The sequence below is a fragment of the Acetobacter sp. KSO5 genome (assembly GCF_044094635.1).
Lineage (GTDB): Bacteria > Pseudomonadota > Alphaproteobacteria > Acetobacterales > Acetobacteraceae > Acetobacter > Acetobacter cerevisiae.
Window position 1 is genome coordinate 1,528,011 of sequence record NZ_CP172014.1, and the last position, 24,502, is coordinate 1,552,512.

Annotated in this window: 28 protein-coding genes; 8 read left to right on the forward strand and 20 right to left on the reverse strand. The window is 57.5% G+C overall.

What is annotated here, in order from left to right; all coding sequences use genetic code 11:
- Nucleotides 1-55: 55 nt before the first annotated feature.
- The 5 genes from ACHQGU_RS06955 to ACHQGU_RS06975 form a co-directional block, all read right to left on the reverse strand.
- Entirely contained in the window at nucleotides 56-559 is a 504-nt protein-coding gene (locus tag ACHQGU_RS06955; RefSeq protein WP_395496291.1) for a YdcF family protein, read from the reverse strand.
- Nucleotides 560-603: 44 nt separating this feature from the next.
- Nucleotides 604-1,863, reverse strand: a complete 1,260-nt coding sequence (locus tag ACHQGU_RS06960; protein WP_395496292.1) for a class I SAM-dependent methyltransferase — start codon at nucleotides 1,861-1,863, stop codon at nucleotides 604-606.
- A 14-nt stretch (nucleotides 1,864-1,877) separates the two neighbouring features.
- Nucleotides 1,878-2,624 (reverse strand): glycine betaine ABC transporter substrate-binding protein, encoded by a 747-nt coding sequence (locus tag ACHQGU_RS06965; protein WP_395496293.1) that lies wholly within the window; start codon nucleotides 2,622-2,624, stop codon nucleotides 1,878-1,880.
- 240 nt (nucleotides 2,625-2,864) lie between these two features.
- The gene (locus ACHQGU_RS06970; RefSeq protein WP_231866173.1) at nucleotides 2,865-3,239 is read right to left on the reverse strand and encodes a hypothetical protein; all 375 of its coding nucleotides are present in this window, start codon (nucleotides 3,237-3,239) and stop codon (nucleotides 2,865-2,867) included.
- 190 nt (nucleotides 3,240-3,429) lie between these two features.
- On the reverse strand, nucleotides 3,430-4,476 hold the full coding sequence (locus ACHQGU_RS06975; protein ID WP_156470213.1) for a lipid A deacylase LpxR family protein: 1,047 nt from the start codon (nucleotides 4,474-4,476) through the stop codon (nucleotides 3,430-3,432).
- 320 nt (nucleotides 4,477-4,796) lie between these two features.
- Between ACHQGU_RS06975 and ACHQGU_RS06980 the strand changes: the two genes are divergently transcribed.
- A complete protein-coding gene (locus ACHQGU_RS06980) occupies nucleotides 4,797-5,501 on the forward strand; it encodes a cold-shock protein (RefSeq protein ID WP_082779481.1) in 705 nt (234 codons plus the stop codon).
- Between the two features lie 112 nt (nucleotides 5,502-5,613).
- On the opposite strand, the gene smpB is transcribed toward ACHQGU_RS06980, so the two are convergent.
- The 4 genes from smpB to ACHQGU_RS07000 are packed head-to-tail and all read right to left on the reverse strand — an operon-like array spanning nucleotide 5,614 to nucleotide 8,655.
- Nucleotides 5,614-6,111, reverse strand: coding sequence for an SsrA-binding protein SmpB (gene smpB, locus ACHQGU_RS06985; RefSeq protein WP_062140253.1), 498 nt, complete (start codon nucleotides 6,109-6,111; stop codon nucleotides 5,614-5,616).
- Between the two features lie 3 nt (nucleotides 6,112-6,114).
- Nucleotides 6,115-7,005 carry a 4-hydroxy-tetrahydrodipicolinate synthase gene (gene dapA, locus ACHQGU_RS06990; RefSeq protein ID WP_253553512.1) on the reverse strand — a complete coding sequence of 297 codons (891 nt, stop codon included), beginning with the start codon at nucleotides 7,003-7,005 and terminating at the stop codon, nucleotides 6,115-6,117.
- 10 nt (nucleotides 7,006-7,015) lie between these two features.
- Nucleotides 7,016-7,912: a prephenate dehydratase gene (locus ACHQGU_RS06995; RefSeq protein WP_062140257.1), complete on the reverse strand. Its 897-nt coding sequence runs from the start codon at nucleotides 7,910-7,912 to the stop codon at nucleotides 7,016-7,018.
- 8 nt (nucleotides 7,913-7,920) lie between these two features.
- A complete protein-coding gene (locus ACHQGU_RS07000; protein WP_395496294.1) occupies nucleotides 7,921-8,655 on the reverse strand; it encodes a 3-deoxy-manno-octulosonate cytidylyltransferase in 735 nt (244 codons plus the stop codon).
- 113 nt (nucleotides 8,656-8,768) lie between these two features.
- Between ACHQGU_RS07000 and ACHQGU_RS07005 the strand changes: the two genes are divergently transcribed.
- From ACHQGU_RS07005 to ACHQGU_RS07020, 4 genes are all read left to right on the forward strand, one after another.
- On the forward strand, nucleotides 8,769-9,332 hold the full coding sequence (locus tag ACHQGU_RS07005; RefSeq protein WP_231866175.1) for a cytochrome c family protein: 564 nt from the start codon (nucleotides 8,769-8,771) through the stop codon (nucleotides 9,330-9,332).
- On the forward strand, nucleotides 9,329-10,123 hold the full coding sequence (locus tag ACHQGU_RS07010) for an inositol monophosphatase family protein (RefSeq protein ID WP_395496295.1): 795 nt from the start codon (nucleotides 9,329-9,331) through the stop codon (nucleotides 10,121-10,123). Before ACHQGU_RS07005 ends, ACHQGU_RS07010 begins: the two co-directional genes overlap by 4 nt.
- Before the next feature lie 99 nt (nucleotides 10,124-10,222).
- Nucleotides 10,223-11,476 (forward strand): phosphoglycerate dehydrogenase, encoded by a 1,254-nt coding sequence (gene serA, locus ACHQGU_RS07015; protein ID WP_062251135.1) that lies wholly within the window; start codon nucleotides 10,223-10,225, stop codon nucleotides 11,474-11,476.
- 24 nt (nucleotides 11,477-11,500) lie between these two features.
- Nucleotides 11,501-13,000, forward strand: a complete 1,500-nt coding sequence (locus ACHQGU_RS07020) for a YifB family Mg chelatase-like AAA ATPase (RefSeq protein WP_395496296.1) — start codon at nucleotides 11,501-11,503, stop codon at nucleotides 12,998-13,000.
- 15 nt (nucleotides 13,001-13,015) lie between these two features.
- Here ACHQGU_RS07020 and metC read toward each other — a convergent pair whose 3' ends face one another.
- The 3 genes from metC to ACHQGU_RS07035 form a co-directional block, all read right to left on the reverse strand.
- On the reverse strand, nucleotides 13,016-14,227 hold the full coding sequence (gene metC / locus ACHQGU_RS07025) for a cystathionine beta-lyase (protein WP_395496297.1): 1,212 nt from the start codon (nucleotides 14,225-14,227) through the stop codon (nucleotides 13,016-13,018).
- A gap of 3 nt (nucleotides 14,228-14,230) precedes the next feature.
- Nucleotides 14,231-15,073: a sulfurtransferase gene (locus ACHQGU_RS07030; protein ID WP_395496298.1), complete on the reverse strand. Its 843-nt coding sequence runs from the start codon at nucleotides 15,071-15,073 to the stop codon at nucleotides 14,231-14,233.
- A 92-nt stretch (nucleotides 15,074-15,165) separates the two neighbouring features.
- On the reverse strand, nucleotides 15,166-16,047 hold the full coding sequence (locus tag ACHQGU_RS07035) for a helix-turn-helix domain-containing protein (protein ID WP_253553531.1): 882 nt from the start codon (nucleotides 16,045-16,047) through the stop codon (nucleotides 15,166-15,168).
- Between the two features lie 206 nt (nucleotides 16,048-16,253).
- Here ACHQGU_RS07035 and ACHQGU_RS07040 point away from each other — a divergent pair, with 206 nt between their 5' ends.
- Both ACHQGU_RS07040 and ACHQGU_RS07045 read left to right on the forward strand, forming a co-directional pair.
- On the forward strand, nucleotides 16,254-17,345 hold the full coding sequence (locus tag ACHQGU_RS07040) for an AI-2E family transporter (protein WP_395496396.1): 1,092 nt from the start codon (nucleotides 16,254-16,256) through the stop codon (nucleotides 17,343-17,345).
- Nucleotides 17,342-18,046 (forward strand): endonuclease/exonuclease/phosphatase family protein, encoded by a 705-nt coding sequence (locus tag ACHQGU_RS07045; RefSeq protein WP_062140281.1) that lies wholly within the window; start codon nucleotides 17,342-17,344, stop codon nucleotides 18,044-18,046. The genes ACHQGU_RS07040 and ACHQGU_RS07045 overlap by 4 nt, the downstream gene beginning before the upstream one ends.
- Here the strand turns inward: ACHQGU_RS07045 and cls are convergent.
- Nucleotides 18,041-19,456, reverse strand: coding sequence for a cardiolipin synthase (gene cls / locus ACHQGU_RS07050; protein WP_395496397.1), 1,416 nt, complete (start codon nucleotides 19,454-19,456; stop codon nucleotides 18,041-18,043). The two genes, ACHQGU_RS07045 and cls, sit on opposite strands and share 6 nt — an antisense overlap.
- A 44-nt stretch (nucleotides 19,457-19,500) precedes the next feature.
- Between cls and ACHQGU_RS07055 the strand changes: the two genes are divergently transcribed.
- Nucleotides 19,501-19,917, forward strand: a complete 417-nt coding sequence (locus ACHQGU_RS07055; RefSeq protein WP_395496299.1) for a YraN family protein — start codon at nucleotides 19,501-19,503, stop codon at nucleotides 19,915-19,917.
- Nucleotides 19,918-19,977: 60 nt separating this feature from the next.
- On the opposite strand, the gene ACHQGU_RS07060 is transcribed toward ACHQGU_RS07055, so the two are convergent.
- From ACHQGU_RS07060 to purS, 7 genes are all read right to left on the reverse strand, one after another.
- Nucleotides 19,978-20,226, reverse strand: a complete 249-nt coding sequence (locus tag ACHQGU_RS07060) for a hypothetical protein (RefSeq protein WP_231866176.1) — start codon at nucleotides 20,224-20,226, stop codon at nucleotides 19,978-19,980.
- A 138-nt stretch (nucleotides 20,227-20,364) separates the two neighbouring features.
- A complete protein-coding gene (gene grxD / locus ACHQGU_RS07065; RefSeq protein WP_062140289.1) occupies nucleotides 20,365-20,703 on the reverse strand; it encodes a Grx4 family monothiol glutaredoxin in 339 nt (112 codons plus the stop codon).
- Between the two features lie 40 nt (nucleotides 20,704-20,743).
- A complete protein-coding gene (locus ACHQGU_RS07070; RefSeq protein ID WP_043552646.1) occupies nucleotides 20,744-20,974 on the reverse strand; it encodes a BolA/IbaG family iron-sulfur metabolism protein in 231 nt (76 codons plus the stop codon).
- Between the two features lie 24 nt (nucleotides 20,975-20,998).
- The gene (purL, locus tag ACHQGU_RS07075; RefSeq protein WP_395496300.1) at nucleotides 20,999-23,197 is read right to left on the reverse strand and encodes a phosphoribosylformylglycinamidine synthase subunit PurL; all 2,199 of its coding nucleotides are present in this window, start codon (nucleotides 23,195-23,197) and stop codon (nucleotides 20,999-21,001) included.
- On the reverse strand, nucleotides 23,194-23,895 hold the full coding sequence (purQ, locus tag ACHQGU_RS07080; protein ID WP_062251145.1) for a phosphoribosylformylglycinamidine synthase subunit PurQ: 702 nt from the start codon (nucleotides 23,893-23,895) through the stop codon (nucleotides 23,194-23,196). The genes purL and purQ overlap by 4 nt, the downstream gene beginning before the upstream one ends.
- Nucleotides 23,892-24,263: a Rap1a/Tai family immunity protein gene (locus ACHQGU_RS07085; protein WP_062251146.1), complete on the reverse strand. Its 372-nt coding sequence runs from the start codon at nucleotides 24,261-24,263 to the stop codon at nucleotides 23,892-23,894. Before ACHQGU_RS07085 ends, purQ begins: the two co-directional genes overlap by 4 nt.
- Nucleotides 24,260-24,502: a phosphoribosylformylglycinamidine synthase subunit PurS gene (gene purS, locus ACHQGU_RS07090; RefSeq protein ID WP_043552652.1), complete on the reverse strand. Its 243-nt coding sequence runs from the start codon at nucleotides 24,500-24,502 to the stop codon at nucleotides 24,260-24,262. The genes ACHQGU_RS07085 and purS overlap by 4 nt, the downstream gene beginning before the upstream one ends.

Consider the following 24,502-nt stretch of genomic DNA (forward strand, 5'->3'; position numbering starts at 1 on the left):
GCAGTTCATGAAGTGCTGTTTGAAAGGAGAGGTGTGAAAGATACGCCGCCCGTGCTCAGCGCACAATACGCCAGCACAAGACCAGAAAAGCATCCCACAGGCTGGCAAGAACTTCATGCCCGATGCGCAGGCCCGCTCGAAACACGCTCTTCCGCCCGGTTACCGGGAATGGAAACGGCACGGCCTGCACGGACCATCCAGCCAGACGCATCAGCAAAAGGCAGCGCGGCATGTGGTATGTGCTTGTGGCCAATGCGAGAGTTTGATCTGCAAAGCCCTGTTTTTTCAGGATTTTTGTGCAGTTTACAACGGAGTCAAATGTATCCGTCGCAGCATGGTCTTCAAGGATAGCCTCAGGGGAAGCGCCGGCCTCCAGAAGCAATCTGCGCATGACGGTCGCTTCCGTCAAACCCTTGCGGGGCACGCCACCGGTTACAAGGTAGAGCGGCGCGTTCTGCTTCACTCCAAACTGCACAGCGGCCAGCACCCTATGCTGTAAGGCTGGCGATGGCGTGCCGTCAGCCCGGAGTGCCGCTCCGAAAATGAGAATTGGCGTCACCGCCTGCCTATGGGTCTTGCTTGCCGATGTTTCAGGCGTACGCATCATGCGGGCGGCAGCAGAAGCACGCGGTTCAGGCGTTCCAGCGTATGAAAGGTTTCCTGCCAGACTGTGCGGAATTTGTTTTCCGGCACACCGCGTGTTGCGAGAATGGCGGCCAGATCGCCCACGGTGCGCTCCCCATCAATAAGCGGCAGAAGGCCACGCGCCTGCGGCGGCAAAGGAATGGGCACAACCAGCGTCCCGAATGCGAACGGCAGCGTGTGGTCCGGTCGCATCAGTTTAGCCAGCTCAATGCCTGGAATTTCCCGCATGATCGGCACCGCATCAAATGAGGATGCATCGGCTCGCGTGACGCTCGTGCCTTTGCGCACAACATACGCCACATGGGTTGCCATGTTCCCTGTCAGAGATTCCGCAACCATGGCCTGCTCCCGTGCGGGGAGCTGCGCAATGCGTGCCCGCACCTTCGGGTCCGGCAGAAACAGAGCCGGATCATAGCGCGCTGGTTCCATCAGGCAGGAAGCTTCGAGCCCGGCCCCGTCAAGCAGATCCAGAAAGGCGCCGACCGTGTAAGCGCGATCTCTGGGGTTGAGGAGCAGGTCATAGAGGCCAGCATCCCCACCGCTCAGATGGTCTCCAAAATTTCCATTTTGTCGCAGCCATGCCGTGGCCGGCAGGTGACGCATCACGCGCTTGGCCATATCCAGCCGGGTGGCTGGTTTTTCATCAAAAGGAGCAAGCTCTTCCAGAGCATCCTGCAACATATAAACGCCGGTGCGGCCATATGGGGCATAGACCATTAGCCCCATGCCGCCACCGGGCGCGAGGGCGGCTTCCAGTCCGGCAAGGGCTGCATCTGGATCAGGTAAATGATGCAGAACACCGCAGCAATCGATGTAATCGAACAGCCCGAGATCAAGCGTATTCAATGCGGTCAGAGAGCCTTCCACAAAGCGGATATTGTTCAGGTCGCGCACTTGGGCGCGGGCTTGCGCAATGGACAGAGCGTGGCGGGAACGATCGACGCAGACGACTTCTCCCGGCCTGCCTGCCCGCGCCATCTGGGTGGCCAGCATAATGGCCCCGTCCCCTGTGCCGCATCCGGCAATCAGGGCGCGGAGTGGCTGGCTGCGGGGGCGTTGCGCCCCGAACACCCAGTAATCAATTTCGCGCAGATGGCTCGGGCTGCCAATCAGCAGCCGTTTGGCCTCATCCTGGGGATTTCGCTCGGGGTAAGGATACGCTTCATACTGCGCCGCCAGTTCAGTATCCCGCGTGTCGGTGCTGGTGTGGTCTGTCATGCGCAGTCTCCCCTTTAGCGCGGCAACAGTTTACCTCGCTGCCAGGACTCGGCAGCTTCATCCGCTGTCAGGCCTTCTGTGCGCATGGCGAAATCCATGGCACTGATCACTTTCACACTCAGCATCAGTTCGTCCAGCTCATCCTGCAAATCCTGATCCATGTCGTCAGCAAGACCGGGACGCATCAGCATGCGGGCTTCCTGCTCTTTGCCCATGCTGCCTTTGGGGTCGGACAGAATACGAAAGCCGCCCTGATGGAACAGGAAACAAGGCTGAACAAGCGGCATAAGAATGCAGTCTTTGCTGTTTAACGCCGCTGTGATGGAGGCCAGAGCTTCCTCGTCAGGCAGAACTTTGAGGGTAAACCCAGCGTCTGTAAGTGCGTAGTCTGCAAGCATCTGCTCAACGTGCTTCTGCAGCGATGCCGGGGTGATGATGGTGCGGGAAAGCTCCGGCCCGGCCTGCGCCACGTCGCTCAGGGAGACAACAGGCCCATTTTCGCGTGAGATGCAGCAGCATGCGCTCGGCTGGAACAGCTTGCCGAGCGGGGTGACGCCCGGTGCCAGCAGGTCGGAATCATCCGGCAGCCATGCGGAAACGTAGAGATCGACCTCCCCGTTTTTCAGCATCTCAGCCAGAGCAGATTTCGGGCCGATGACAATTTCCGGCTCTACATCATTTGCTTCCAGAACCCGGATGATAGCCGCCGCTGTCGCCTCATGAACTGTTGAGTCTGGGTGGGCGAGAGTTATCGTCGTCATATCATCTTCCTTAAGGTCAGGCTTGCAGGTCTTGCTGAGACCTTGCAGCAGGAGAAGAGCGGATGCGCAATCCCTGAAATCGCTTTACTGCCCTTCTTGTGGCACGCAGCGCCACCCTGATGCCATGTTGCGACAAGGAGAGGCGCCAATAAAAAACACCCTGATGCGGGAGCATCAGAGTGTTACAGAAAAAGACCGTGTTTGAGGAGAAAGCGCGGCGGTATAGGGCCACTTTTTATGTCATGCCGCCACAATTTTCTCCGGGCGGGGCAGCACCGGGCGCACCATGTGCAGGGCGTCCGCAAAAGACCGGAACTGGCCCAGAACATTTTCCCGAATGGCGTCCATCACCACCCAGCTGTTCCCGCGGGAGTAGATTTTGTAGGCAGGGTCTGCAGTTTCCCGCACCCAGATCAGAACGTAGCCAGAAGATACGCCAGCCTGCCGCTGTTCGACGGAAAAGATGTCGGCATCACAGACGCCCATCGGGTGTCCGGCATGAACCCAGCGGGACAGGTATTCCCGGTGGCCCGACAAGATTTCCATCTGGAACGGGATAACATTGCTGACAGATGAGGCATCATTCTTACGCGGCATCAGAATTTCCATTTCCATCGAACACCAGAGGGTCTTTCTGTATTCAAATGTAAAAGGACGGTTTCCTTAACGCCAAGCTAAAACGTGGATCTGCGCCTCAGAATGAGGCAGAAACTTCATAAAGTTGCGCAAAAACCACAAAAAAAGAACAATTACAGAAAATTAATGCCTATTTTTTAAGCAATTGTTCTTTTTGTGATCATCTTCCTTAGAATTTCGCTGAAACCATGAGCGACCCGTAGTTGAAGAGGCCTGATTTTGCGCCATCGAACTGCTGAGTCTGCCAGACCTGGCTGTAGGACACGCGGAGGCCATAGAACATGACCGCAAGGCCTGCGTGAATTTCGCCCACATCCCATTTCTTGTTCACGTGCAGGGAATTGCCGCGCATGGTGTTGCCTTCGAGGGACGCATCATACGCCACGGCCTCACCGGTCACCCCGCCAAAGAAGTACCAGGCAACGGGGCGTGTCGCCTTATAGGCATCTGTACCATCGGTGCCGGCGGCCTGAATGGTCGGCACACCAAAGTCACTATCAAGCCCCTGCCCGAAGCGGATCATGTCGCTGATTTTGCCGTAGATCTGGTAATCACCAATCGCGGCGGCAGCTGAGGGCAGCGTATCAAACTGGACCGGGCCAAGGTTGACCAGCGGCAGACGCCAGGTCCGGCCACCCTGCACCTGAAAAATCGGCTGGTTTTGGAGTTGATGCTTCCAGCCCTGATTTTTGGTGTCCCCAATGGCGCCATGGAAGCCATTCTGAAGCTGACGCCCCAGGCCAGCTGGCCCCATCACACCGCCCTGAATGCCAAACACGCTGCGTGTCGTGTCTGTATCATTAATCAGGTTGATGGTGCCCAGCAGAAGGCTGGAATACGGACGGTCCCGCAGAAGGCTTGATTGCTGCTGCCCGGGTGCCCACGGGCTGCCGGACTGCGTATCGCGCGGGGTAAAGATCATCTGCTGCAGGCCCATGCTGATGCGCTGCACCCCATTTCCCCAGATTGCCTTGTTGATGGCGGCAATGGGTGTGGGGAGCGTATCGGTGCCAGACGTCCAGTTCAGCCGCAGGCCACTGGTATAGTACTGGTCAGACGTGCCTTTCAGGGTGGAAACGGCGTCGTTTTCTCCCTGCAGAGTCCAGGTGCCCTGCTTGTCCTGCAAGGGCGTTGCATGCGCAGAGCGAGAAGCAAGAGCGCTACCAGCCAGCATAAGGGTTGCGGCAGCAATATACCTCACGTGGGGTAATTTCATGACGGCGGACATAGCTTTCCTCTCGTTCTGCCAATGCAGAGTCAGTTTTATTTTCTTTAGTTGATTACGCTGCAACAAGAAACCCTGATTCCCAGCTATCCGCTTTGCAGGATGTTCAGTCAGCCTCTATTTACGCTTTGATTGTCACAAAAATGTTATAGCTTGGAAAAGAGATGAAACCCGGCCCGATTTCATGCTTTTCTATAGCGACGCCACACCCGGTATGGTAAGCCATGATTGGGTGTGGTTGCAGACCACTCTGCCCATTTTTCAATATCTGGAGAAGCAAATGCCTTCTCCATGCTCCAGGATCAAGACCGTTGAGAAGTAACAGGACCGACCGCAGCTCTCGTTCTCCGCGCCGCGGCGGATTTGACGATGATTTTATGTCAACGCCTTCCTATGGCGAACGCCCCGCTTTTGGCGGTGGTGACCGTGGCGGATACGCTCCGCGCAGACCCGCAGGAGGTGGCGGCCCGCAGGTTATCGCTTCCGGTCCGGAAATCGGAGCGACTGTCAAATGGTTCAACAGCGAAAAAGGTTTCGGCTTTGTTGAACTGTCTGACGGTTCCGGCGATGTCTTCCTGCATGCCAATGCCCTGTCCCAGGCTGGTCACGACGGCGTAAGCCCCGGTGCCACCCTGTCCGTGCGCATCGGTCAGGGTCCAAAGGGCCGTCAGGTTGCAGAAGTCATTTCCGTTGACGAAAGCACAGCTCAGCCGGAACGCCCGCGTGCTCCCGGTGGCTTTGGTGGTGCACCGCGCGCTGGTGGTTTTGGTGGTCGCGCTCCGCGTCCGGCCCCGGATCTTTCCTCTGCTGAAGAAGTGCGCGGTACCGTAAAATGGTACAATGCGACCAAAGGCTTCGGCTTCATCACGCCTGATGGCGGCGGCAAGGACATCTTTGTTCACGCCTCTGCTCTGGAGCGCTCTGGTCTGGCTAGCCTCAACGAAGGTCAGGTCACGAATGTAAAGGTTGTTCAGGGTCAGAAAGGCCCGGAAGCCGCTGCAATCGACGCAGACTAAGTTTTATACAAACCGTATAAAACGAGAAAACCCCGCCTTGTGCGGGGTTTTTTTTATGTCTGCCTCTTGGGTGGGTGGAGCTTGCTGCCTCCCAAGGGGAGAGGTGCGGGACTTAGTAGTCTCCCCGCCCTTTGTTGCGTAGCAGTCTGGCCTTGTCTCTCTGCCAGTCCCGGTCCGCAATCGCATGGCGCTTGTCCACGCTCTTTTTGCCTTCACCCAAACCAAGTGTCACTTTTGCACAGCCACGGGCGTTGAAGTGAATATCCAGCGGAACCAGCGTCGCCCCTTCCCGCGCAACAGCACCAAGAAATTTCTCAATCTGCTTGCGGTGCAGGAGCAGCTTGCGCGGTGCGCGCGTATCGAAGCGAGACAGAACGCCCCCTTGATATTCCGGGATATAGCTATTGAGCAGCCACAACTCCCCATCGCGTTCCGCCGCAAAGGCTTCAGCAATCGTGGCCCGGCCCATCCGCAGGCTTTTGACCTCAGCCCCTTTCAGGACCAGACCTGCCTCAATGGTTTCCGTAATGGTGTAGTTGAAGCGCGCCTTGCGGTTTTGTGCGGCAATACCATGAGAAATCATGGTCGCCTTTGCTGGTTTCTTTGCCATGGCTTAGTTCAGCAGCCCGACATCAATCAGCGCCGCTTTGACCAGTCGGCGTGAAGGTTCGGTGAGTGGCGCCAGCGGCAAGCGGCAGGTTTCCCCGGCCAGTCCCAGAAGGCTGGCTGCATACTTAACCGGTGCCGGATTGCTTTCACAGAACAGAGCGTCATGCAGCGGCAGGAGCTTATCTTGTGTGGCGATGGCGTCTGCTACGCCACCAGCCTGCCAGTCGGCCTGAACCTTGGCGCATAGAGCCGGAGCGACATTTGAGGTGACGCTAATGCAGCCATCGCCACCCGCCGCGAGGAAGGATACGGCCGTCCCATCTTCACCAGAAAGCTGATTGAAAGGCTTGCTGATGGCGCGACGCACCTGCAGCGGGCGCAGCAGATTGGCCGTGGCATCTTTCACACCAATAATATTGGTATGGCGCGCCAGTCGGGCCATCGTTTCCACGCTGATATCAATCACCGAGCGGCCCGGAATGTTATACAGCACGACCGGAATGGAAATTGCGTCCGCAACGGCCATGAAGTGCCGATAAAGGCCTTCTTGCGTCGGCTTGTTATAGTACGGCGTAACGACCAGCACCGCAGAAGCGCCAGCTTTTTCAGCATGGCGCGCCAGATCAACCGCCTCACTCGTGCTGTTGGAGCCTGCGCCTGCAATCACGGGTGCGCGGCCAGCAGAAACCTTGATGGCGCGTTCGATAACTTCGTGATGCTCCTGATGCGACAGGGTCGGGCTTTCCCCTGTGGTCCCCATGGCGCAGAGGGCGGACGTGCCTTCTTCAATCTGCCAGTTCACCAGATGTTCAAAGGACGTGAAATCCAGACTGCCATCCCGGTTCATCGGGGTGATCAGAGCGGTAATGGAGCCTGTAAAGCGTGTGTCTGACATGAGCTGTCGTCTATCCCGAAATGGCGTCTGCGTGCCCTGAAGTCTGGTCTTCAGAGGGAGCGCCGGTCATGTGCCGCCGGAAAGGCGACTGCGTGTATACGCCCAGAATTTCGGCGTTCTCGGCAAAAAATTCAAGTTCTGACAAAGCTTTGCCCAGCCGGTTTTCTTCCGGATGGCCTTCTACGTCCATCAGGAAACGTGTTGCAGCAAAGCTTCCGCCTGTCATGTAGCTTTCCAGCCGCGTCATGTTCAGGCCGTTGGTGGCAAAACCTCCCAGCACCTTATAGAGCGCACCGGGAATATTTTTGACGTTAAAAATCAACGTCGTCATCACATGCGGGGTGCCGCAGGCGGGGCGCTCCGCCGTGCGGGAGGCGATGTAGAAGCGCGTGGTGTTGTGCTTCGCATCTTCCACGTTTTTGAGCAGAATTTCCAGACCGTTCAGCTCCGCTGCCAGTTCGGAGGCGACTGCGGCTTCCTCTTTTTTGCCCCACAGTGCTACCAGCTCTGCCGCACCCGCCGTATCAAACTCCGTAACCGGCGTCAGGCCACGCTCTCGCAACAGATTGCAGATCTGCCCCATGGCGACGGGATGCGTATGGACGCGCTTGATATCTTCCAGTCTGGCACCGGGCACGCCAAGCAGGCAGTGTTCAATGCGCTGAAAATGCTCACCCACAATATGCAGGCCCGAGGCAGGCAGCAGTGTGTGAATATCCGGCACGCGCCCTGCCAGACTATTCTCACAGGCCAGCATGGCCAGATCCGCGCGGCCGGTATGAACAGCCTCTATGGCCCCGGCAAAAGTCTTGCAGGGTAGCGTGCGCCAGCCGGGTTTAACTGTGCGACATGCGAGGTCGGAATAGGCGCCCAGGGCCCCCTGAAAGGCGATGATCTTATCAGTCATTGCGTGTGTCATGCCTTGAAATGCTGCCGGGCCCGTTCCAGGTCCGCCGGGGTATCCACACCAAAGGGGGCTGCGTCAATGCGTGCGCAGCCAATGTGCATCCCGGCTTCCAGAGCGCGAAGCTGCTCCAGTTTCTCGCGGCGTTCAAGGCCCGATTCCGGCAAGGATACAAAACGTTTCAGCGCTTCCCGTCGCCAGCCGTAAACACCGACATGGTGCCACAGCACCCCCTCACCCCACGGAATCGGGGTGCGGGAGAAATACAGGGCCGGAGCGCAGGGTGTATCTGCGTCAAAATGGCAGGCAACCTTAACTACGGACGCAGCCAGTTTTTCGTCTTCCGAGAGGACCGGAGCTACCAGCGTGCCAATATCGAAGGCCGGGTTAGGCATCACGCGCATTACGGCACGCAGATCATCCGGGGAAAACGTCGGCAGATCTCCCTGCAAATTGATGATCACATCGTGCTCGCCCTCAGGGTCAAGCTCTTGTGCTGCCTGCCAGACTCTGTCTGAGCCCGATGGAAGGTCCGGGTCTGTCAGAACGGCGCGACCGCCCGCCTGTGTCACCACGTCACAAATTTCCTGATCCGCCGCGGCAACGGCAACGGGGCCGACATCCGCAGCAATCGCGGCATCCAGAACCCGCAGAATCATGGCGCGTCCGGCAATATCGGCCAGTGGTTTGCCGGGCAGGCGTGTGGAGGCAAGCCGGGCTGGGATGATGACAAGCGGGGAGATCATCAGCTTGCTCTGGAATACGGCACGGAATATAGCCTTGGAAACAGTGTGAAAACGCTGCCGAAACTGGCACAGCGCCCTGCATGACAGGAAGCGGCGCGCAGTCTAGAAAAGGCGTGAGCCAAACGCAACCGGAGGACCCGGCTTCTCGTATGGACAGCATGTTTCTCAACCGGCTGGGCGCGGCCTTTCTGCTTTCCGGCGTGTCCGTATGGATGTGTAGCGCTGTAGGCTCAGCTGTTGTGCCTCAGACAGCCCCCGCAAAACCTGCGTTTTCTCTCCCCGGTTTGGACAATAAACCTATTGCCCCTTTCATGGCGCATGCGGATGCTGAAAAAGGCGATGCGCTTGTCCATCAGGTCTGCACAAGTTGCCATGCCGTGAATGAGGGTGCGTCCGATGGCGTTGGGCCTAATCTTTCCGGCGTAGCAGGCCGCCGAATTGCGGGGCTTTCCAACTATTCCTATTCTACGGCGCTTAAAAGCCAGCATGGGCATGTCTGGTCAGATCAGGCTTTGTCGGACTGGCTCACGTCCCCTGCCCGGTTCGCACCCGGCACACGCATGTCTCTGGTCGGTCTGCCTGACCCGGCTCAGCGCGCGGATATTATCGCGTATCTGCACACATTGGGGGATGCCGAAGCCCCCGCTCCTTCTTCCGATCCCAAGGTGAACCCATGAGCGATGACGATCTGAGCCCCTTTCTGGACGTAGCCATCATGATGGCCGAGGCCGCCCGATGCGTGGTGCGGCCATGGTTTCGTCGGGGTGTCAGCGTTGTTGATAAAGCGGATGAAAGCCCCGTGACCATTGCAGACCGCACAGCCGAGCGTGTGATGCGGGCCATTCTGGCGGAGCGTCTGCCTGACCATGGGGTGTTTGGAGAGGAATTCGGTCTTGTGAATGACGCCGCCCGGTATCGGTGGTTGCTGGACCCGGTGGACGGGACGCGGGCTTTTGTGACGGGCCGGCCACTGTTTGGAACGCTGATCGCGCTCCTGCGGGACGGCCAGCCTGTGCTGGGGGTGATTGATCAGCCCGTTCTGCAGGAGCGCTGGATTGGTGTGACCGGGCATCCGACCCGTTTCAGTTCCCCGCTGGGTGGTGCGCCGGTTACGCGCCCCTGCCCGCGTCTGGCAGAGGCGGAACTCTCCTGCACATCGCCTGAAATGCTGGAAAGTGCGCCGCATGAAGGCTGGAAAACGCTGAAAGCCCGTGCCAAGCGCATGACATGGGGCGGTGATTGCTACGCCTATGGCCTGCTGGCGCTCGGGCAGGTTGATCTGATTGCAGAATGTGACATGAACCCGTGGGACTGGGCTGCGCTGGTGCCGGTTATTGAAGGAGCTGGTGGTAAAATCACGGCATGGGACGGCAGCCCGCTCAGAGCGGATGGAGACCGAACCGTGCTGGCGGCGGGCGACCCTGCTCTGCATGCCGAGGCCGTGCGCACTCTCGCCGGGCATGGCTGACAGGCTCGCTCATTTTAACGATTCACTGCGCCAGACCTATGAATTTACCGCATTTTGCGATAGGCCTGCGCTTCAGCACAACAGGTATGGTCATTCCTCATGAGCACGCAACTGTCCCTCCCCAAGGATAAGATCCGCATTCTGCTGCTTGAAGGCGTTCACGATAGTGCTGTCGCGCTACTGAAAGCCAGCGGCTACGAGAACGTGGTCCGCCACAAGGGAGCGCTGGAAGGCGATGCCCTGAAAAAAGCTCTGGAAGGCGTCCATGTTGTGGGGATCCGTTCCCGCACGCAGCTGACCAAAGAGGTAATTGAAGGCGCTGACCGTCTGATTGCCATTGGCTGTTTCTGCATCGGCACCAATCAGGTGGATCTGGAAGCAGCCCGGCTGAACGGGATCCCGGTCTTCAACGCGCCTTACAGCAATACCCGCTCTGTGGCCGAACTGGTCATGGGCGAGATTGTTATGCTCATGCGCCGCATTTTCCCCGGCTCCATTGGCTGTCATCAGGGCCTGTGGAACAAATCCGCCGCCAATAGCTGGGAAGTGCGCGGCAAGACGCTCGGGATTGTTGGCTACGGGTCCATTGGCTCACAGCTGTCCGTTCTGGCTGAAGCTTTTGGCATGCGCGTCATTTACTATGATGTGGTGGATAAGCTTGGCCATGGGAACGCCATGCCGGTTGATACGCTGGAAGACCTGCTGAGCCAGAGTGATGTGGTGAGCCTGCATGTGCCGCAGCTCCCGACAACCAAAAATATGATGGGCGCTGAACAGATCCGCGCCATGAAAAAAGGCTCGTTCCTGATCAATAACGCCCGCGGGAACGTGGTTGATCTTGATGCGCTGGCTGAGGCTCTGAAAGACAAGCATCTGCTGGGTGCGGCTATCGATGTGTTCCCCAAGGAACCCAAAGGTCCGAATGATCGTCTGGAAACGCCGCTCAAGGAGCTGGATAACGTCATCCTGACACCGCATATCGGCGGTTCCACAGCCGAAGCGCAGGAACGCATTGGGGTGGAAGTGGCCCGTAAGCTGGTCGAATATTCCGATGTGGGGTCAACCTTCGGCGCTGTTAATTTTCCCGGTGTGCAGCTCCCGCAGAGCCCGCGCGGCACCCGTTTTATGCACGTGCACCACAACGTGCCGGGCATGATGATGAGGCTGAACGAAATCTTCCTGAAGCAAACCTGCAACGTTACGGCGCAGTTCCTGCAGACGGATGGTGAGATCGGCTACGTGGTTGTGGAAGCTGATACGGGTAAAAACAAGGATACGGATGACACCATCCTCCACGCTCTGCGTGACCTTGAGGGCACCATTCGTGCCCGTCTGATCTATCAGGGTCATTGATCTGATGGCGGTCCGGGGGCGGGAATGATCAATTCCCGCATCCGTAGTTTTGCCTTCGCCGGGATAGAGGCGCGACCTGTCTGGGTGGAAGTCCAGATTTCGTCCGGCCTCCCGGCATTTCTGATTGTTGGTCTGCCTGACAAGGCTGTGGCTGAGGCCCGGGAACGCGTCCGCGCCTCTCTGACCTCCATGGGTATGGCGCTGCCCGCCAAGCGCATTGTTATCAATCTTGTCCCTGCCGATATCCCTAAAGAAGGGTCGCATTTCGACCTGCCTATAGCGCTCGCTCTGCTCTGCGCCATGGAAGTTCTGCCCTACGAAGAGGTGTCACGTTTTGCGGCTTTGGGTGAACTTTCTCTGGATGGTCGGCTAAACCCGGTGGCTGGTGTGCTGTCTGCCTCCATTGAGGCATCCGCCATGTCTCTGGGGCTGATCTGTCCGGCCATGCAGGCGGAAGAGGCTCTCTGCGGCGGCGATATTGCCATTCTGGGCGCGCCCACTCTTCTAACTCTTATTAATCATTTCACCGGTCTTCAGGTTCTCACGCCACCGGCTTTCTCCGAACGCGCGCCAGACTCATCCTCTGAACGTCTGCCGGATCTTTCTGAGATCAAGGGGATGGAAACCGGACGCCGGGCGCTGGAAATTGCTGCCGCTGGAGGTCATTCCATTCTGCTTTCCGGGCCACCGGGGGCTGGAAAATCCATGCTGGCTGCCCGCCTGCCCAGTCTGCTGCCTGATCTGACGCAGAGGGAAAGTCTGGACGTCTCGCGTATTTATAGTGCCGCCGGATTACTGAAAGACGGTCGTCCGATCCGACGCCCTCCTTTCCGAGACCCGCATCATTCTGCAACCTTGCCAGCTCTGGTAGGTGGCGGAAGCAAGGCGCGTCCGGGTGAAATTAGTCTGGCCGACCACGGCGTTCTGTTTCTCGATGAGCTGCCGGAATTTTCCCGCGCAGCACTTGAAGCCCTGAGGCAACCTCTGGAAACGGGGCGTGTGAGTATTGCCCGTGCCGCGCTGCACGTAACCTACCCTGCCCGTTTCCAGCTTATTGCCGCCATGAACCCATGCCGGTGTGGGTATCTGGGGGATGCCAGCAAGGAATGTCGTAAGGCTCCCCGCTGCGGCGAGGATTACATGGCACGGCTTTCCGGGCCTCTGTTAGACCGTATTGATATTCATGTGGCGATGCAGCCGTTCGAGCCACTGGATTATCTTTCCGGCCCGTCTGGCGAAGCAAGCGCACCTGTAGCGGAACGGGTGCAGGTCGCGCGCCAGCGGCAATATACCCGACATGACGGCATGAAAAATGCGCAGGCCACTCTGGAACAGATGCCGATAACGGAGGCCGCGCAGGCTCTGGCGCAGAAAGTGGCAACACGCTTCCGTTTTTCAGCGCGTGGCTATACCCGCATGATCCGCGTTGCCCGCACCATTGCTGATCTGGCTGGAGAGACCGAAATTCAGTCTCCCCATGTGGCCGAAGCCGCGACCTTTCGTCTCCGCTCCGGGCAGGATTAAACAGCCAGCGCGCTGCTAGCCATGGGCTTTTAAAACGCTCAGTCCCTGTTCCAGATCAGCAATCAGATCATCCGGGCTTTCCAGTCCAATCTGCAGGCGCATGGACGGCCCTTCAGCCTCATCTGCCGGGAAGTTCCGGGTAATGCCTTTGCTGGTTGGCAGCACGAGGCTTTCATACCCGCCCCATGATGCGCCGATGCCGAACAGCTTCAGTGAATCAATCATGGCTTCCATAGCGCTCTGGCTAAATGTGTCTTTCAGCACAAAGCCGAACAGGCTTCCTGCCCCGGTAAAATCACGCTTCCAGATTTCGTGGCCCGGACATTCGGGGAAGGCCGGGTGCAGGATCCGGGCAATTTCCGGCCGGTCTTTTAGCCAGTGTGCAACCTGCATGGCGGACCGCGCCTGATGAGACAGACGTACCCCCATGGTGTGCAGGCCGCGCAGGGTCAGCCAGCAATCATCCGGCCCGGCAAGCTGGCCCAACTGAATGGCGGTATCTCGCAGCAGATGCCAGTCTTCTGCCTTTGCAACCGTAACAGCCCCGGCGATCACGTCGGAATGACCGGAGGGGTATTTGGTCAGCGCCTGAATAGAGACATCCACGCCATGCGTGAACGGTGCAAAAATGCCGAAGCCCCAGGTATTATCCATCATCAGTCGGGCCCCATGCGCGTGGGCAACGCGGGCCAGCATGGGAACATCCTGCACTTCAAACGTATGGCTGCCCGGGCTTTCTGAAAACAATACCCGTGTGTTAGGCTGCATCAGACCGGTCAGTGTCTCAGCAGAGGCGCAGGGCGGGTAATAGGTTGTTTCCACGCCAAAGCGTTTGAGCACGTTTTCTGCAAACCGACGGGTCGGGCTATAGACAGAATCTGGTAGCAGGCAATGGTCCCCGGCATTCAGGAATGCCAGCAACGGCGTGGTGCAGGCCGCAAGCCCGGATGAGACAACCTGACAATCTGACCCGCCTTCAATGACCGCAATCGCTTTTTCAAGCTCGTGCTGAACAGGTGTGCCCATGGCTCCGTAAATATAGGCGTGGTCAAAGCGTTTCTGGCCCTGGTGGCGCATATCGTTCAGCGTGGGAAACAGCACCGTGGAGCCGCGCGTGAGGGCCATGTTGACGGGCGTGCCTTCAGGTTGGGCTTCCGGTCTGCCCATGCGGGTAAGCATGGAGGAAAGCTTGTCCCAGCCGCGTGTCACGTTGGCGTCAGATGTCATTGTTCAAGATCCTTTCGTCACGGGTGTGCCTGGTGTTGCACCCCATTCTGCCCATGAGCCGTCATAGAGCGCGCCTTCCTCAAAACCCGCCAGCGCAAGGCCCACACTCAGGACGGCTGCCGTCATGCCTGAGCCGCAGGTTGTCACAGCGGGTTTATCCACCGGCATTCCGGCTTCCAGAAAAATCTCCCGCACGCGGTTGGAGGCGAGAAACTGCCCATTGTCTGCAAGGAGCTTTTTGTAAGGAAGATTAATCGCGCCGGGCATGTGTCCAGAGGCCAGACCGGGGCGTGGTTCTGGCACTTCCCCATAAAAGCGGGCGGCGGAGCGGGCATCCAGAATGGGCTGCAAGGCACCGGAAACAATATCCAGCATATCTCCGAGGCCTTTCAGGCGCGCAAAACGGGTATGACATGCGTAGGGCTGAGCCGTTGGCCTGAGAGCAGCACCCTGTGCGATTGGCTGATTGTCGCGCAGCCATGCCGGAAGGCCACCATCCAATATAAAGGCCTGATCATGCCCAAACAATCTGGCCAGCCACCAGCCCCGACACGCCGAGGCGGTGTTGCCCTGATCATAAAACACCACACGCGTTGACCTGCTGATGCCCAGAGCGCCAAACAGGCGGCCAAAGCGCGCAGCAGACGGAACAGTATGAGGCTGCGTGCTTTCCGGGTCGGAGAAAAGGTCGATATCAAACCGCAGACTGCCGGGAATATGGGCTTTCAGAAAAGCCTCATCCGGGTTGCTGGTTTCTCCGGGCAAAAGCGCTGTTGCATCCAGAATACATAGCGGGCTTTCTCCCTGCCAGCAGGCAAGGGTCTTTACGGTAATAAGGGGCGACATAGCATTAATCCCGGACCAGCGACGAAGTATCGATGAGGGTAAAGCAAGTCTGCCTGGAAGGGTATTGGTCAGAGTTTTAAAAAGCTGTCTTTTCAGACAGCTCCGTGATGCTCCACCAGTGTTTTGAGGCGGTCAATGGCCTCTCGTCCCTTAAGGGATGTCTGCCAGAGAGTCTCCAGCATATGCTGATGTGTCGCTACGGCTTCCGGAGAGGATGTGATCATGGCAATTCCGGCGGTGCTTTCTGCAGAGCAGTCAGTCCGGAACGGGTTGATGGCCACGGCCATCAGCTCACTGCGGCGCATGAAAATGCACGATGTTGTGGTGATGTTTTTGGGAATGACACTGAACTGAAGTCCCATCGGGACAGAGTCAATCAAGGTGATAATGTTGCGGATTTCCTGAACCGCAACCTGCCGCGCTTTATGCCGCAATGTTGGGGACATGGGAAAGCCAGCCCCCACGCCATGTGCCAGAAAGTCGATAATCTGATTTTCTGGCAACATGGAAATAATGGACGGTTTGCGCTGGCTATACAGTGCGCGTCGTTTTGACTGCGCCAGGATGGCTGGCGCATCCATCAGAGCGCCCCCCTCTTTTCCCTGCTGACTGGCATGCGCTTCCAGCAGGACAGCATCGTAGGCGGGTGATGTGACCTGATAGCAGACTGGATCCGAGACCTGGAGGATCTGTTCAATATCACCTTCAATCTGTGTGATTTTTTGGAAAAAACTATCCGGGCAACTGTAATATTCAATGCCGACCCCCAGCAGGGTCAGAGGCGAGATATTGAGAAGTTCAGCAAGCCTCTGGACGGTATCCAGCTTAATGACTTCGCCTTTTTCATACCGGTATAGCGCTGCGCGGGAGACACCCAGACGGGCCGCAATTTCATCAGCCCGCATGCCGGATTCAAGGCGAAAAGCTCTGAGCTGCTGACCAATTTCACCAAGATGCATTGTGACAGCAGTCATAGTTTCCACCTTATGAATCAACACGTTATGAACAAAATGTTTTATCGAATAGTATTGTTAATAATACGTTAGTTAACAGATTGTAAAATCCCGTCAATGCTGCCTTAAGACAATTTCAGATACCGGGTGCCGGTATGTTCCCGTTGCGATGCTGAAAAGGCTTTAAGAGACCAGACAAAGTCCCGGATCCGTGGTTTACTATGCCCATGATGGATGGGCTGACTCTGACAACCGAACGGATCATGCTGGCTCTGCTGCTTGGCGGCATCGCCTATGGATGCGTCATTGTTCTTGCCCCTTTTTCCTCAGCTATTTTGTGGGCTGGCGTTCTGACATACGCAACATGGCCCGTGTTCCAGCACCTCAGGCGCCGTATGAGCGCTCTGGCTGCGAGTCTGATCATGACGTTTCTCTGCGCTGTGGGATTTGTCATCCCGCTCGCATTTCTGGCGTCCACGACAATCGCTGCCAGCCCGCGCTGGGCGTCGCAGTTGAATGCCCTTTTCAGTTTTTCCCATCATCTTCCCCCTCCTCCCGGCTGGCTGATAAATATTCCCATGGTCGGGCAGGATCTTGCCGGCCAGTGGCAACACTGGAGCCATGATGTTGACCATCTGGGGGCCAGCCTGAGGCCTTATGCCGGGGATATCATCCAGTCCCTGCTGGTACTTTTCATGCAGGTCGCCAATGGCGCACTGCATCTGGTGATGGCTTTGTTCATCGCCTTCTTTTTCTGGCTCAGCGGCTCTTCTCTGGGCGACACGTTGAAAGCGGTAATAACCCGTATTGCCGGCCCACATGCTGGTCGGCACCTGCATATTATTGGTGGGACCGTACGAGGCACCGTGTATGGCATTCTGGGAACAGCGATCATTCAGGGTATTTTGACCGGCATTGGCTTCTGGCTGACCGGGCTTTCCGAACCTGTCATGTTTGGTGTGCTGGCCGCTTTTCTGGCCGTTCTGCCGATTGGGGCCCCGCTTGTCTGGGTGCCGGCATCCGTCTGGCTTCTGGCGGACCATCATGTCGGCAAGGGAGTCTTGCTCCTTCTCTATGGTCTTTTACTGATTTCCGGGGCCGACCATGTCATCCGCCCGCTGTTTATTGCGCGGGGGAGCAAGCTGCCATATCTCCTGACCGTATTGGGGGTAATTGGCGGCGTAATGGCTTTTGGCGGTCTGGGGATTTTTCTGGGGCCGATCCTGCTGGCTGTGGGCTTCACATTGACTGTGGAATTTGCCGCTCAGGAAGCGCCCTCTCATTCTTCTTCTGATGATCAAAGGAGACAGCCCTCATGAGGCGTCATTTTCTCCGTCTCATGGATGCGCACCGTCGCAAAAAACAGCTTCGGCCCCCTGTCTCCACAGAGCATGACAGTACCAAAATTATCAGCTGGAACCTGCTGAGACGAACGGGTGCGACTGTGCATGATGTTGTCGCCCTGATTGAAGCGGAAAAGCCCGATATTCTTCTGATGCAGGAAGCGACGGCTGAAATTGACGTGCTGTCGGATATTCTGGGCGGCTACTATGCCCGCGCTCCCCTGCCCGGCCGTATTCATGGCCCAGCCTGCTGGAGCCGGACACCGTTTGCCCGCACGCCACGGGCCTGCACTATTCCGTCAGGCGCGGTCGTCAAACGTCATGCGCAAATTATTGATTACGGCCCGTTCTCTCTGGCCAATGTTCACCTGTCCCACGGGCAGGTGCTGAACCGGCGGCAACTGCGGCGTATTGCTGCACTTCTGCCAGCACCGTGTGCCATTTTGGGGGACTTCAACCTTGTTGGTCCGACGCTGGTGCCGGGCTTCAGAGATGTCGGACCAAAAGCACCGACGCATCGTATGGTCGATCTGGTTCCCATCCGTATTGACCGCTGTCTGGTAGAAGGCATGAGCTGCCTGAGTGCGAGGGTTCTGCCGGTTTTTGCGTCAGACCATCGGCCTATCGCTGTTCAGCTGCGGCCGGATATCAAAGTACTGGCCTCTGTTGCGTCATAGATAAGGCATAAACAGGCGCGCTGCGGCATCACGGATCTGGATCAGCTTGTTCCGTTTATCCAGATCATGGTGGGTAAGACGCCGGTTTCTGTGATGGCAGATGAAATCATCCAGCATTTCTGCCATCAGGACATCATAGGTTTCCATATTGATCTCGAAATTCAGGCGCAGGCTGCGAATATCGAGGTTGGAACTTCCGACAAAAGACCACGCCCGGTCCACCACCATCAGCTTGGAATGGTTGAAAGGTGGATTGACCAGCCACACGCGAACACCGGCATTCAGCAGGGGCGCGATATTGGCGGAGCAGGCCCAGTCCAGAGGTGGATGATTACTGCAACGCGGAATGACCACATCCACCTGCACGCCACGCAAGGCCGCAAGTGCGAGTTCCGACATGACGCGTGACCCCGGCAGGAAATAGGGCGTCATTAGTCTGACCTGCCGCCGGGCCAGAGTGATGGCCTGCAGCATGGTGTATTCAATTTTTTCAAGGTCAGTATCCGGGCCAGCGGTCACAATTCGGGCGACGGACTCCCCGGTGCTGGTGTGTTCCTTGAAATAGATATCGCCTTCCAGCATCTCCTGCGTCACAAAATACCAGTCCCACGCGATAGCTTCGGCCAGCTGTTTGACGACGGGTCCTTCCAGCATGAAGTGGGTATCGGACACCGGATGAGGCGGTTTTCTGGAAACCAGATTTTCGTCAGCAATATTCAGGCCGCCCATGAAGCCTGTCTTGCCATCCACCACCAGAATTTTCCGGTGATTGCGCAGATTGATGAACGGCATCCGCCAGGGCAGCATGGAGTGCATGAAGCGCCCACACGGCACCCCTGCCCGCCTCAACCGGCGATAAACGGGAGACAGAAAATATCCGCTTCCAATACCGTCTACGAGGACGCGTACCTGCACGCCACGCTTCTGGGCTGCAATCAGCTTTTCAATAAACAGACCGCCAATCTGATCATTCCGAAAAATGTAGGAACAGAGCAGAATGCTCTGCTCGGCCTCTTCAATGGCTTTCAACATGAAGGGGTAACCGCCGTCTCCGTCATGCAGAGGGACGATTTTGTTCCCGCCAACCAGAGGGCGACTGGTCAGCTTGCCGACCATCATGGCCAGAGGCGCAAACTGCCCGTCCAGTTCTCTGTTCCAGGATGAGCTATGGGACTCTTCAAACCGATGGGAGGACCGGCCGCTCACCAGCTTTTTAGCCAGACGGCGCACACGGTTGATTCCAAACATGACGTAGAGAACAGTCCCCAAAGCAGGCATAAGAACACAAATGCCAATCCAGCCGATGGCGGATGAGGTATTTCTTTTTGTCAGAAGGATATGCAACGCAACGCTTGTCACCAGCACAAAACGAATGATCGTGACTGTCACCAGAGAAAGATGCGGCAGAATATCAAACGTCATGGGGCAAAATGCATCCTGAAAGGAATCAAACGGTGGCAGTCAGGCCTGATATCATTGAACCAGAACAGAATCGACAAAGGTTGCTCCGGCAGGCGCGAGGATCAAGAGCCTATCAGGATGGCCTGAGTGCGGAAGAGGCCGTATGCTCTGCTTGCATGAAAGAAGGCTGGCTTATTCTCTTAAAAAGAGCCCGCACGCGCCGTGGTGAAATTGATATTGTTATGCGCAAGGGCAGCTTGATTTGTTTTGTAGAAGTAAAAAAGCGCAAAACACTCCGCGGTGCGACGGAATGTCTGGGTGTCCCTCAGCAAAAGCGGCTTTATAGGGCAGCGGAATGTTTGCTAGCAGCCCACCCGCACTGGGCTTACGAAGAATTGCGGTTTGACCTGATAGCGGTTGATGAGCAGAACGCGCTGCACTGGGTGAAAGACGTTATCCGCCAGATGTAGAAAAAGCGCGGTGCCAGAGGCAAGCCGCGCTTTTTAGAAGACGTTTAGAGGCGCAAACGTTCAGGTACGATGGCGGCGCGTTGCTGCGTGAGCAACTGCACGCTTGGTGGGGTGATAGGACACCAGATGCACCATGTTGCGAGACGTTGCGCCACGCTGAGAGGCAACCTGCGTGTGGCTGGCCCGAACAACGTGGCTCACACGGCGCACATGAACAACCGGCGGGGGCGCAGCAGTCAAAGACGCGAACGTCAGCTTGCTGGCTTCCAGATCGGAAATGACACGTTCCGCGTGCGCTGAAGAGTTCACGGAGAAAACACCTGCGCTCAAACCAACAAAAGCGAAGGCGCAGCGCAAAAACGGAAGACGCATCATCAAAAAATATCCCACCTCTGTTTGTCTGTTTTCAGACTACACAGCCCTCTGATTGCCTGACAACTTAAAAAATCAGGAAGCTGCCTTAAGAGGGATATTTTTTTCTTTCAGCAGGGTCTGGAGTTCACCGGACTGGTACATTTCCGTCACGATGTCACAGCCGCCGATGAATTCCCCTTTGATGTAAAGCTGGGGAATGGTCGGCCAGTTTGAGAAATCCTTGATCCCCTGACGAATACCGGCGTCAGCCAGAACATTCACGGATTTGAACGGTACGCCCAGATGCTCAAGAATCTGCACCACACGTGCGGAGAAGCCGCACTGCGGGAAGTCGGCATCACCTTTCATGAACAGCGTGACAGGGTTGGTATCAATTACGTTCTGGATCTGCTGTTTGACAGTTTCCGACATTAACCTGGATCCTTGCTAAAAAAGCGGAAAAATACGCCGTTCAGGGCGCAGACGTCTGCAACGCGAGCGCGTGCAGCTTGCCGCCCATATGGCCCTGCAAGGCCTGATAGACAAGCTGATGCTGCTTCACGCGGTTGAGACCTTTGAAGGCCTCGCTCACGATAGAGCAGGAATAATGGTCACCGTCCCCGGCCAGATCATCAATCCTGATCTGCGCATCGGGGAAAGCCTGACGAAGATACGTCTCAAGTTCAGTGGCGGACATCGCCATGGCTTACAGATCCCTTTCAGTTACTCAGCGGGCCATCAGGGCCGGAAAGAAGGCCTCATGCGCGGCAACAAGTCGTGCAGCAGATATTGTGACGCCACTTGGCAAAATCAAATCATTTCCGCCAGACTGGCCAATCAGACGAGCCGGAACACCGGCCTGCTCTGCACGGGCGCAGAACTCTGCGGCATTATCGACGCAGACCAGATAGCGGGCCTGATCTTCACCAAACCAGAAGGCTTCGGGGCGGATGCCGCTGTCCGGGCTTTCCAGTTCACAGCCCACGCCGCTGGCCATCACCATTTCCGCAACCGCAACCATCAGGCCGCCATCGGAAAGGTCATGGCAGGCGGAAACCGCGCCACTGAGGATTTCCTGACGGACGAAGTCACCGTTCCGTTTTTCCGCAGCCAGATCAACCGGTGGCGGCGGCCCGTCTTCACGGCCCAGCACTTCACGCAGCCAGATGGACTGGCCCAGTTCTCCGCGGGTTTCACCCACCAGAACAACGGCCTTACCATCCTGCATCTCCAGGCCAACGGCTTTCTCCACGTCATCCAGCACACCCAGTGCGCCAATGGCGGGGGTGGGCAGAATGGCCAGAGCAGAGCCGTCCGGCTGGCGCGTCTCATTATACAGAGAGACGTTGCCACTCACGACCGGGAAGTCGAGAGCGCGACAGGCATCGCCCATCCCTTCAATCGCTGCGACAAACTGCCCCATGATTTCCGGCTTTTCCGGGTTACCGAAATTGAGGTTGTCCGTCACAGCCAGCGGGCGGGCGCCGGTCGCTGTCAGGTTACGCCATGCTTCGGCCACAGCCTGTGCGCCCCCGGTTTTGGGGTCAGCATGGCAATAGCGCGGTGTGCAGTCTGTCGTGATAGCCAGTGCCAGTGACGTATCTTCAATTTTGACAATCGCGGCATCAGCAGCGCCCGGACGGCGGACCGTCTGGCCACCAACCGTGCTGTCATACTGGTTCCATACCCATGCGCGGGATGCGAGGTCCGGCGACCCCACCATCTTGAGCAGTGCGGCATCCAGAGAAAGCGGGGCATGCACAGCGCCGAGAGGTTCTGGCACAACCGGCGTGGTGGCCGGGCGATCATAGATCGGAGCCTGATCCGCCAGCGGGTCCAGCGGAATATCCGCTTCCACCTGCCCTTTGTGTTTAACCACAATATGGCCGGTTTCCGTCAGATGCCCGATAATGGCGAAGTCCAGTTCCCATTTCTCGAAGATCTTGCGGGCGACTTCCGTGCGATCGGGCTTGAGGACCATGAGCATGCGCTCCTGGCTCTCGGACAGCATCATCTCATAAGCCGTCATGTTCGGCTCACGCTGGGGCACTTCGTCCAGATCCAGCTCAATCCCAACGCCACCTTTGCCAGCCATTTCCACGGCGGATGAGGTCAGGCCAGCGGCACCCATGTCCTGAATGGCGACAATGGCATCCGTCGCCATCAGTTCCAGACAGGCTTCAATCAGCAGCTTTTCAATGAACGGGTCGCCAACCTGCACGGTCGGACGCTTCGCCATGGCGTTTTCGTCGAACTCGGCAGAGGACATGGTGGCGCCATGGATGCCATCACGTCCGGTGCGGGAGCCGACATACACAACCGGGTTACCCACCCCTGCGGCAGCAGAGAGGAAAATCCGGTCTTTACGCGCAAGGCCAACCGTCATGGCATTGACAAGCGGGTTGCCATCATAAGCCGGGTGGAAGTTAATCTCCCCGCCTACGGTCGGCACGCCCACACAGTTGCCGTAGCCGCCAATGCCACGCACGACGCCATCAATAATCTGGCGGGTACGGGGTGTTTCGGGATTGCCGAAGCGCAGGGCATTCAGGTTGGCAATCGGGCGGGCACCCATGGTGAACACGTCACGCAGGATACCACCAACACCCGTGGCAGCGCCCTGATACGGCTCGATAAAGGACGGATGGTTATGGCTTTCCATCTTGAAGATGGCCGCATAGCCCTGCCCGATATCCACCACGCCAGCATTCTCACCCGGACCATGAATAACCCACGGGGCTTTGGTGGGGAGCGTACGCAGCCATTTGCGAGAGGATTTGTAAGAACAGTGCTCGGACCACATGACCGAGAACACACCCAGCTCAGTCAGGCTGGGTGTGCGGCCCATGATGGTGACAACGCGCGCGTATTCTTCAGCCGTCAGCCCGAATTCCTGGGCCAGAGATGCATCAACGGTCTTTTTCACCGGACAAGAGCCTCCACAAGACCTTCAAACAGCGGCAGACCGTCTACGCCGCCCATCAGCGGGTCAACAAGATCTTCCGGGTGAGGCATCATGCCGCAAATACGAGTGTTTTCGCTCAGAATGCCCGCAATGCTGTTCACGCTGCCGTTGGGGTTGCTGGCAACATCGTCAGCCTGCACGTGGCCATTCGGCGCGGCATAGCGGAAGGCAACAAGCCCCTCGCCTTCCAGCCGGTCCAGCGTGCTCTGGTCTGCCGTGTAGTTGCCGTCCCCATGCGCCAGAGGCGTGCGGAACACATCCCCTTTCTGCCATTTATGGGTGAAAGGCGTATCCGTCCGTTCCACACGCAGATGGCAGTCCTGAGACAGGAAGCGCAGGTTAGCGTTCCGCAGCAGGGCACCCGGCAGCAGGCCGGATTCCGTCAGAATCTGAAAGCCATTGCAGACCCCCAGAATATGACCACCCTTTTGCGCAAAGCTGCGGATTTCCGTCATGATGGGAGAATGGGCCGCCATGGCGCCACAACGCAGGTAATCCCCGTAGCTGAAGCCACCCGGCAGAACCACAAGATCAATCCCGGTCAGGTCGGTATCACGATGCCAGACCATGCGGGGCTCATGTCCGGTTACACGCCGCAGCGCGATAGCCATATCGCGCTCCCGGTTAGTGCCCGGAAAGACAACAATCGCTGCTTTCATTTTGCGCTGCTACACGGGTAAGAGTCATGCAGAGCCTTGAAGACGCTTTCGCCCACAGGCTTGGACATCGCTTCAGAATGCGCTTTCAGCCATGCCAGCACCTTAACGCGCATGGCGGCACCATTTTCTGACGTCGGGACGCAGAAGCCTGCCGGAGCGGAAGCGTCTCCTTCGTTGCGATCATTGATCTTGGAGAGAGCAACAGCATCTGCAACGCCGGTGATGTAGGCATCACACACGGTGGCACCTGCTGCACGGGTGCAGATGCGGGCAAAGTTGCCAGCCTGCATGGGGGAAATGCGCTGAGCATGGGCCAGCGTCGGCGCAAGCAGAGCTCCCCCAAGGGCGATCAGGGCGAGACGCTTCATCCCAGCACCTCAACCGTGAAGTCTTCGATCACCAGATTGGCGAGAAGATCCCGCGCCATGTCTTCGGCCTGTTTCTGGACAGCGGCACGGTCCGTGCCCTCAACATCCAGATCAATAATCTTGCCGACCCGGACGTCATTCACGCCCGGGAAACCCAATGTGTGCAATGCGTGGCCGATGGCTTTCCCCTGCGGGTCAAGCACACCCTCCTTAAGCATGACGGTTACACGTACTTTCAT

Coding starts and splice junctions, on each gene's coding strand:
- ACHQGU_RS07035 (WP_253553531.1), bottom strand. CDS start 16,047: ATGACTGCTGTCACAATGCATCTTGGTGAAATTGGTCAGCAGCTCAGA.
- purQ (WP_062251145.1), bottom strand. CDS start 23,895: ATGAAAGCAGCGATTGTTGTCTTTCCGGGCACTAACCGGGAGCGCGAT.
- ACHQGU_RS06995 (WP_062140257.1), bottom strand. CDS start 7,912: ATGACTGATAAGATCATCGCCTTTCAGGGGGCCCTGGGCGCCTATTCC.
- ACHQGU_RS07045 (WP_062140281.1), top strand. CDS start 17,342: ATGAGGCGTCATTTTCTCCGTCTCATGGATGCGCACCGTCGCAAAAAA.
- purS (WP_043552652.1), bottom strand. CDS start 24,502: ATGAAAGTACGTGTAACCGTCATGCTTAAGGAGGGTGTGCTTGACCCG.
- ACHQGU_RS07010 (WP_395496295.1), top strand. CDS start 9,329: ATGAGCGATGACGATCTGAGCCCCTTTCTGGACGTAGCCATCATGATG.
- grxD (WP_062140289.1), bottom strand. CDS start 20,703: ATGTCGGAAACTGTCAAACAGCAGATCCAGAACGTAATTGATACCAAC.
- ACHQGU_RS07020 (WP_395496296.1), top strand. CDS start 11,501: ATGATCAATTCCCGCATCCGTAGTTTTGCCTTCGCCGGGATAGAGGCG.
- ACHQGU_RS06970 (WP_231866173.1), bottom strand. CDS start 3,239: ATGGAAATGGAAATTCTGATGCCGCGTAAGAATGATGCCTCATCTGTC.
- serA (WP_062251135.1), top strand. CDS start 10,223: ATGAGCACGCAACTGTCCCTCCCCAAGGATAAGATCCGCATTCTGCTG.
- ACHQGU_RS06975 (WP_156470213.1), bottom strand. CDS start 4,476: ATGAAATTACCCCACGTGAGGTATATTGCTGCCGCAACCCTTATGCTG.
- dapA (WP_253553512.1), bottom strand. CDS start 7,005: ATGTCAGACACACGCTTTACAGGCTCCATTACCGCTCTGATCACCCCG.
- metC (WP_395496297.1), bottom strand. CDS start 14,227: ATGACATCTGACGCCAACGTGACACGCGGCTGGGACAAGCTTTCCTCC.
- ACHQGU_RS07040 (WP_395496396.1), top strand. CDS start 16,254: ATGATGGATGGGCTGACTCTGACAACCGAACGGATCATGCTGGCTCTG.
- ACHQGU_RS06960 (WP_395496292.1), bottom strand. CDS start 1,863: ATGACAGACCACACCAGCACCGACACGCGGGATACTGAACTGGCGGCG.
- ACHQGU_RS07070 (WP_043552646.1), bottom strand. CDS start 20,974: ATGGCGATGTCCGCCACTGAACTTGAGACGTATCTTCGTCAGGCTTTC.
- ACHQGU_RS07000 (WP_395496294.1), bottom strand. CDS start 8,655: ATGATCTCCCCGCTTGTCATCATCCCAGCCCGGCTTGCCTCCACACGC.
- ACHQGU_RS06965 (WP_395496293.1), bottom strand. CDS start 2,624: ATGACGACGATAACTCTCGCCCACCCAGACTCAACAGTTCATGAGGCG.
- ACHQGU_RS07030 (WP_395496298.1), bottom strand. CDS start 15,073: ATGTCGCCCCTTATTACCGTAAAGACCCTTGCCTGCTGGCAGGGAGAA.
- ACHQGU_RS07085 (WP_062251146.1), bottom strand. CDS start 24,263: ATGAAGCGTCTCGCCCTGATCGCCCTTGGGGGAGCTCTGCTTGCGCCG.
- smpB (WP_062140253.1), bottom strand. CDS start 6,111: ATGGCAAAGAAACCAGCAAAGGCGACCATGATTTCTCATGGTATTGCC.